Origin of the sequence: Ruegeria atlantica (genome assembly GCF_013032505.1) — a bacterium.
Classification (GTDB): Bacteria; Pseudomonadota; Alphaproteobacteria; order Rhodobacterales; family Rhodobacteraceae; genus Ruegeria; species Ruegeria atlantica_F.
The window spans coordinates 1-7,663 of record NZ_WQCG01000022.1; the positions used below are offsets into that span (position 1 = coordinate 1).

The window sequence follows — 7,663 nt, forward strand, 5'->3', positions numbered from 1 at the left end:
AACATATTTACTGTAAAGCCTAACCGTTATCTATCGTTAAACACGCAATGAGGGATAAGTCATTCCTAAGCTCTTAGTAACCTACTCAAGAAATAGTCAACTGCCCGGTAAAGAATAGAGTTCATTTTTATTCTTTTGCACATAAGTGACACAGTTCAGAGTGATTAAACGCGAGAAACTGAAAGCGTAACATGAGGCTGCCAATTGTGAGAAACAGCCTCTTTTTTCTGGCCGTCCTTGGACATCGGCAATCTGCCCGGCGCGACGTGCCGTCGATATCTGACTGTTGCCGTCTGCGCCGTGAGACTTAAAAGGGAAAAGAACCGCAACTTTACGTTTGTTCGATACGGATCGTCAGCGTTCGAGAGGCCTTGTTCCGGGCCAGATTAATGCCTGGAATACTACGAGAACTATTGGCCCAAGCCAAAAAAACAGCGCACTCAAATGGTGCGCTGTTTTCAATTAAACCAACATTTCAGGCTCTAGTTGGTGCCAGTCGTGCTTGTTGTGCTGTTTGTTGAGCCGCCGCCCGCAGCTGCTGCGATACCAGCTGCTGCTGCAACCGCGCCCAAAGCTGGGACAACCAGCGGTACAAATCCAGTGACGCCAGCCGCTGCGGCGCCGCCAGCAGCTGCAGCGGCACCACCACTCGCAGCGGCGCCTCCTCCGGTACCCGCGCCCGCTTGCGTCGCAGCGGCGGCACCTGCGTCCTGCGCATGTGCGGCGGTAGCCGAAAGGACCAGCGTAAGAAGAAACGCTCTGATCATCCTGAATCTCCTAAATCAAGTGTTTTCCGACCGTTATCATACAAGCTTCAACCTGAGAAAGCCGAATTCCTTAAATTTGGTCAGATTTTCCGCATTGCCGCTAATTTGTTGTTTTTCTGGCTTTTTCCATTTTCGCATCACGGGGAAACTTGAAATCGAGCGTGATTAACGTGCCTCAACTAGGAACTAACTTCCTGGCCGGCGCACATATGGCTCAAGCCTGAAACAAGTGGGGCAAGCACAAACGAATTTTCAGAATGAAAGCGTGTGAAACACACATGCGCATTTACAATCGACAAGCAATAAAGCAGGTGAAGTACTCACCGGCTTGCAAATATGAGGGCTATGAAATGAAGATTGCGGTTGTAGGTCTTGGATATGTGGGGTTGTCCAATGCGGTGCTATTGGCACAAAACAACGATGTAACGGCAATCGACATTTCCGAAGAGCGGGTGCAAATGGTCAATTCCGGCCAATGCCCTATCGTCGATGCCGAGCTGGAAGATTTTCTTACCAACCGAACACTTTCGCTTAAAGCCACTACAGAACCGGCTTTCGAAGATGCTGAATACGTCATCGTGGCAACTCCGACGAATTATGATCCAAAAACCAACTACTTCGATACGTCTAGTGTCGAAGCTGTCGCCAAACAGATCATTGCGATCAACCCCAATGCCACCGTCATCATCAAATCGACAATTCCCGTGGGGTACGTTCAGTCGCTTCGCGCCGACCTGGGCAGCGACAACTTCATATTCTCGCCGGAGTTCCTGCGCGAGGGGCGGGCACTTTATGACAACCTACATCCCTCTCGAGTAATCGTTGGCGAGCGATCGGACCGGGCGCGGGTATTTGCCGAGCTTTTGCTTGAAGGTGCCGTGACCAAGGATGTGGACGTCCTATTCACCGGCCCGGATGAGGCTGAGGCGATTAAGTTGTTTTCCAACACCTATCTCGCCATGCGGGTGGCCTTTTTCAACGAGCTCGACAGCTACGCAATGGCCGGCGGCATGAACACCCGTCAAATCATTGAGGGTGTCTCACTGGATCCACGGATTGGAAAGCACTACAATAACCCATCCTTCGGCTATGGTGGCTATTGCCTGCCAAAAGATACCAAGCAGCTATTGGCTAACTACAACCATGTTCCGCAAAACCTCATTCGTGCCATCGTGGATGCGAACAGGACGCGCAAGGATTTCTTGTCCGATCGAATTCTGATGAGAGGGCCACGTGTCGTTGGAATACACCGACTTGTCATGAAGGCGGGCAGCGACAATTTCCGACAGTCTTCCATTCAAGGCATCATGAAGCGACTGAAAGCCAAAGGCGTCGAAGTCATTGTTTATGAACCCACGCTGGAAGAAGATGAGTTTTTCCGCTCCCGTGTGGTCCGGGATCTCGAAAGCTTTAAGTCCGAAGCTGACTTGATCGTCGCCAACCGCCACAGCCCCGAACTTGAGGATGTCGCGGACAAGGTGTTTACCCGAGATCTGTTTGGCGCAGACTAATCGGTTTTCACTTGCTCTACCCTATTGAGCAAAGACCGAAATTCACAGCCCAATGCCGGACTGGCCGGTCTGTTGGACGATACAGTTCTGCAAGGGGCAACTCTGGCATGAACGGAACTCAGCGCAGATGCCAAAAGACCTGCCGCCCATAACGGAGCGACAGCGTCGATTTTTCCAACCAGCGGAGAGCGGTTGTTAGTAACTAAAGCGCTGGACTGCGCCTAGGCCAGAACCATCGCGTGGATGCCGGACGCCGTGGTGCCGGTTGCGTGTACGCGCGTTGTCCCCACCGGCAGGATCGAAAAGTCCGACACTTGAACTGTACGGGTTTCGCCCTGAACCGTAGTTAGAACAACCGCGCCCCCGGCTTCGACATAAAGACCGATTGCCACTTCGGCCAAGTCCGAACTGTCCGAGGTGACAACCGGAACAATGTCGCGCGCGGGGCCGGACAAGCTGGAAGCTCGGTTACTGAATGGATTATTGGTCATTGTGCATGTCTCGCTGTCTGTATCGGTCAGCGGCACGTTAGGTACATCCGTTTAACGGTCCGAAAGCGCACCGCGCGTTGCGCCATCAGGCGCGCCCTGAACAAAGAAATACAGCGCATCAGAACACGTGATCCCTGCCGCACAATTGCAAGTCAACATTACACTGAAACCTCGGGCGCGGTTCAACCCTTGGCCCCCTGTCCGCGCGCGTATTTGTCTTCATAGCGCACAATATCGTCTTCACCCAGATAGGTGCCGGTTTGCACCTCGATCAGGACCATCGGGACCGTGCCTGGGTTTTCCATCCGGTGCACCGCCCCTAGAGGGATATAGACAGACTGGTTTTCGGTCACCAATTGCTCACGATCATCGATTGTCACGAGGGCAGTACCCTCGACGACTATCCAGTGTTCGGAACGGTGAAAATGGCTTTGCAGGCTAAGCGAAGCCCCGGGGTGGACATAGATACGTTTCACCTGAAAACGCTCTCCGAATACCAGGCTTTCGAACCATCCCCACGGGCGGTGGTCTTTCGGAAACGCAGTCGCCTGCGACGCACCTTTTTTCTTAAGCGCGCTGACCGCTTTTTTGACGTCTTGCGCCCGCGATGCATCGGCGACCAAAACCGCATCATTCATTGCGACGGCGATGATGTTGTCCAGCCCGATACCTACGATTTCCAACTGCTCGCTGTCCGACCGCAACAGGGTGTTCTGGCAATCAATCGCCGTTGCCCCATCACTGGTCACTACGCCTTGCGCATCCGGACCGCTTTCACGCCACACAGCATCCCAACCGCCCAGATCCGACCATGCAGCACCAAAGGGAACAACCGACAAGTTCGTGGCTTTTTCCATCACCGCATAGTCAATTGAAATGTCATCGGCCTGCGCCCAGCTTTCGGGGTTGAGACGCAGGAACCCCAGATCCGGCACTGCGGTTTCCACCGCTTCCTTGACCGGGTCAATCAGATCGGGCGCATAGGCCCGGAAGGCTGCGATGATGTCGGCTGCGCGGAACAGGAAGATCCCCGCATTCCATTTGTAGTTCCCGGCTTCCAGCATTTCAGTCGCTCGGGCCAGATCTGGCTTTTCGACGAATTTCTTCAACGGAACCGGCGCACCGTCATCAGCTGGAACAGCGGCAAGTTCAAGATATCCATACGCCGTTTCGGCGTGGGTCGGGGTGATGCCAAACGTCACCAATTTACCTTGCTCAACTGCATCCAGCCCCCGGGCGACCGCGGCCTGAAATTCCGCTGCATCCGGCACAACGTGATCGGACGGAGCAACCAGCAATACCGCGCCCTCATCCTTGGAGTACGCATGCAGCGCCGCCGCAAGAACCGCTGGTGCCGTATTGCGCCCCTCAGGTTCGATCATGATCGTGCCGGGATCAATGCCGATAGCCTGCAACTGTTCCGCAACAATGAACCGAAAGTCCGAGTTGGTAAGAACCACTGGCGCCTCAAACTCCAATTCCGCGTTTACTCCCGATAACCGGCGGGCAGATGCCTGGAACAGAGTCTCTTCTCCGACCAGTGGAACGAATTGCTTCGGATAGCTCTTTCGGGACAAAGGCCAGAGGCGTGTACCGGAGCCTCCGCAAAGAAGGACTGGGCAGATCAACATAAAAAGCTCAATAATTTGACGCGGTTCATAATTTTCCTATTGAAACCGTCATGTCCTGACAAGGCTTGCCTTGGTTTGACCAAAAAAGGATGCACTTTACCGCGAACGCCGTCGAGGGCCCGAAATAGCGCGCTTTCAGTGTTTTCGACCACATTTCTGCGCGAAACACACTAAGGGCGGGCGCTAATGAAGGTAGGTTCGGCCCCATCCAGACACACCGCGCTCAGCACGCCGGTGGCAAAGGCTCCGGTATCCACGGCAATGCGCCCGCGTTGCGCAGAGGGTTGGTCGACAATTGTGTGCCCGTAAACAACCCAAACCCCGTCACGCCGGTCGGTTGTCCGAAACTCGGGATGACCCCACATCAGGGTTTTTTCGGATTGCTGATCGGGGGACGTATTCGGATTTGCACCAGCATGCGTCACAAGTACGTTTCCGGAATAGTCACAAGTCCTCAGTTCTGTAATCCAGTGAACCAGCTCTGGCCCCATCTTCACCAGCAGATTGTCCCGGCAGGCGACCAACTCAATAGCTGTCATCTCGGCGCGCACGTTCCGCACCCCAAATGAGGCCAATGTCTGCAAACCACCATAACGCAGCCAGCGCGGCCCATGTTGTTCGGGGTCGCGCAGGAAGTTCAACATCATGTCTTCGTGGTTTCCCTTGAGACATATGAAATCCGGATGGCCCTGAAGCAAACGCAGAACGTCTGCACTGTTTTCGCCGCGATCGACGTAATCCCCAACCAAAACAACCCGATGATCCTCCGGAATCTGAGGCAACAGAGTCTCCAACTGCCTTATGCAACCGTGCACATCACCAATTACGCAAGTCGGTGTATCCGGCAACGGCGCAGTAAAGACGGCGCGTCGCCCGAAACGTTGAAACAGCGATGACAGCACGTTACGGAGGCCTCCTGATTGGCTACGGCGACCAGCAAACATTGAATTCAAGGGCCGGTGGTCAAGACCCAAGGCCTCTAGCATTTGCGCGCCGGACTAAGCAAGCTTCATTCAGGCCGCTTGGCAGGCAGGAATTCCCAATCTGATGATTTCGATACCTTTGACCCTGTAGACACCGTTGATCCGATTGCGCCCTTTTTCCATGAACCACGTCTTGAGCGGTTCGGGATAATATGCGGCCATGACCTGACTGAAATGGTCAAAGTCTGCCGGGGCAAGCCGACGACCGCTGCGCGAAGGTCCGTGGAATCCAAATGTGGTATCAGGATCCACGCAAGTTCCGGGAAGTCCCAGGAACATTGTGCAGGTTGAAAAGCAGACGCGCCCCCGAATTTCGACCTGTATTCCGTTTTTCTGAAGATTTTCAATCTCGATCAAACGGTCATGCAGATACCCGCCACGATCGCTGCCAACAACCATCAGCCCATCGGCAAACGCCCATGAATAGGCTGAGGTCGCGGCAGTCAATAGACCCGCAAAAGCCGCCACCGCCACTACGCGGCTCCTGCCTAGAACAGGTTGGGTTTTCGATCCGCTTGGCGCTCGCTGAGTGCGAAACAGTTTCCTTATATCCAGCATTTATGTGCCTCCGATTCCAGTTGCGGACCGGATCAGAGGTAATTATGCGTGGTGCGTTCGCTGTGAGCGGAATAGGCTTAAAATGTGTTTTAAGTCAACAGTTTAACTTTGTTTTGTTTAAATTTCTCTATATGCTACCTGGTCTGCTGGCACACTCAAATCAACTGAAAGCTGTTCGGATCGCAAACCTAGCTAATTGGTATATAGCGGCTTTTTAGCCCTACTTCAGATATAGCGCAGAGGCTTCATTCTTATTGGTATCTATAGTGCGATAATCCGAACCTAATTTGCACTTGAGAATTGTTTTGCACTAAATGTCACTCGCGCCTGGAAACAGGGCTGAGTGAATTGAAATTGCGCCGTACAAGCGGTGACAAGTCGACAACTGGCTAGAGTCTCAAGCTAAGGCTATCTAAGAGAAGGTGAGGGACGATTAGCTATAAAGCGGCTTGTTGTTTGCCTGGTGCCGTTCCACCAATTTGCGCATATACCTGCCCTTTTTGGGGATGTAACGCGCAGATAGCGCCTCGAACTGCGGATCGCAACATTCCGGAAATAAATCTTGGATTTCCTGCCGGGCTTCTGCAGTCACAGTCCTAAGAGCCTCTGGTCCGGTAAACAGGCTTTCCGTCAATGCCCCGTTCGACCAAATAAGCTCATGCCGATCGAAAAGCATGTGAAAATACTCGACACTTTCTCCGGTATTTGATGAATAGTCTATGCCATTCAGAGGCAACAGCTTCTTCGCAGGGATCAAGACGTCTTGGCAATCAAACATGCGCATAGCCACAGCAGATGACACCAGAATGCGGTGCTGCTGGGAAACCACCAAATCCTGCTTTGGGTATCCATCGCCTAGCGCATTCGCCCGGATAAGGATCGGTCGAAGGCGCGGTTGGGCCTCAAGTTCTGCACCACTCAGACTACGCGATCCGATCCAGCGTATGGGCCGCAATCCGTGATCATGAGTGAGAACCTGATCTCCAGCCCGCAGGTCCTCAATCGGAACCGGTCCTTGCTTTGTTTCAATCAGTGTTCCCGCAGCGAAACACAACACATCTACAAACTCGCCATCGGCGTTTGTGGGGCCGGTCACGGACTGGTCAATCGTAATGGTGTTTGAGCCGGAGTCGTTCCAAGCAGCTGCGATTGCCGCGGAGTTAACGGTCATACCGTTGAACAATTCCAACGGTACAAGCGCACCGTTGTTCGCTTTTACGCCAAAGAGTTCGATGGTTCCGTCCGGCTCAACCATCAACCGAACGACCGGTTCGCCGTTGGTATTGCCAAGCTGCCAAACAGCAGGCGTATCGAATTCATATCGATCCCCGTCATCGAAACGAACAGTTTGACCAAATGTGCTATTTTCTTGGAACTGAAGTTCATTCGGCGCGCCAGCGGGACCGCCGACAAACAGATTTACACCGTTGACCTGCAGGCTAAAGCTGTTGTCAAGAGAGTCAAAATCAATAACAAAACCGCCACCAGGTGAAGTATCCGTGAACGTGGCACCACCGCCGCCAGAGATGTTGAAGTCTGCCATAATGCTCTTGACCTGTTCCCAAAACTTGACGGCTTTTAAACCGCTTATTTTGACTTTTTAGATCATAATATTGGCTTTTTTCTGTTCTTTGGGGAAGAGCTATTTCAAGGATTCGCCCGGCGCTACAAGTCTCATTTCACGCGTTTTTTTCGTGGTCAGATGGGAGTTACGCCGTCGCG

Annotated in this window: 7 protein-coding genes; 1 reads left to right on the forward strand and 6 read right to left on the reverse strand. The window is 53.0% G+C overall.

Annotated features, from left to right (window positions below; translation table 11 throughout):
• Positions 1-482: 482 nt before the first annotated feature.
• The gene (locus GOW92_RS24520; protein WP_170566453.1) at positions 483-767 is read right to left on the reverse strand and encodes a hypothetical protein; all 285 of its coding nucleotides are present in this window, start codon (positions 765-767) and stop codon (positions 483-485) included.
• 350 nt (positions 768-1,117) lie between these two features.
• Here GOW92_RS24520 and GOW92_RS24525 point away from each other — a divergent pair, with 350 nt between their 5' ends.
• The gene (locus GOW92_RS24525; protein ID WP_170566456.1) at positions 1,118-2,278 is read left to right on the forward strand and encodes a nucleotide sugar dehydrogenase; all 1,161 of its coding nucleotides are present in this window, start codon (positions 1,118-1,120) and stop codon (positions 2,276-2,278) included.
• Positions 2,279-2,499: 221 nt separating this feature from the next.
• Here the strand turns inward: GOW92_RS24525 and GOW92_RS24530 are convergent, their stop codons facing one another.
• From GOW92_RS24530 to GOW92_RS24550, 5 genes are all read right to left on the reverse strand, one after another.
• On the reverse strand, positions 2,500-2,769 hold the full coding sequence (locus tag GOW92_RS24530; protein WP_170566459.1) for a spike base protein, RCAP_Rcc01079 family: 270 nt from the start codon (positions 2,767-2,769) through the stop codon (positions 2,500-2,502).
• Between the two features lie 182 nt (positions 2,770-2,951).
• Entirely contained in the window at positions 2,952-4,400 is a 1,449-nt protein-coding gene (locus tag GOW92_RS24535) for a mannose-1-phosphate guanylyltransferase/mannose-6-phosphate isomerase (protein ID WP_170566462.1), read from the reverse strand.
• A gap of 170 nt (positions 4,401-4,570) precedes the next feature.
• Positions 4,571-5,344: a metallophosphoesterase family protein gene (locus GOW92_RS24540; RefSeq protein WP_170566466.1), complete on the reverse strand. Its 774-nt coding sequence runs from the start codon at positions 5,342-5,344 to the stop codon at positions 4,571-4,573.
• Positions 5,345-5,413: 69 nt separating this feature from the next.
• The gene (locus GOW92_RS24545; RefSeq protein WP_170566468.1) at positions 5,414-5,941 is read right to left on the reverse strand and encodes a hypothetical protein; all 528 of its coding nucleotides are present in this window, start codon (positions 5,939-5,941) and stop codon (positions 5,414-5,416) included.
• A gap of 433 nt (positions 5,942-6,374) precedes the next feature.
• Positions 6,375-7,484 (reverse strand): Hint domain-containing protein, encoded by a 1,110-nt coding sequence (locus GOW92_RS24550; protein WP_254453158.1) that lies wholly within the window; start codon positions 7,482-7,484, stop codon positions 6,375-6,377.
• Positions 7,485-7,663: the final 179 nt, after the last annotated feature.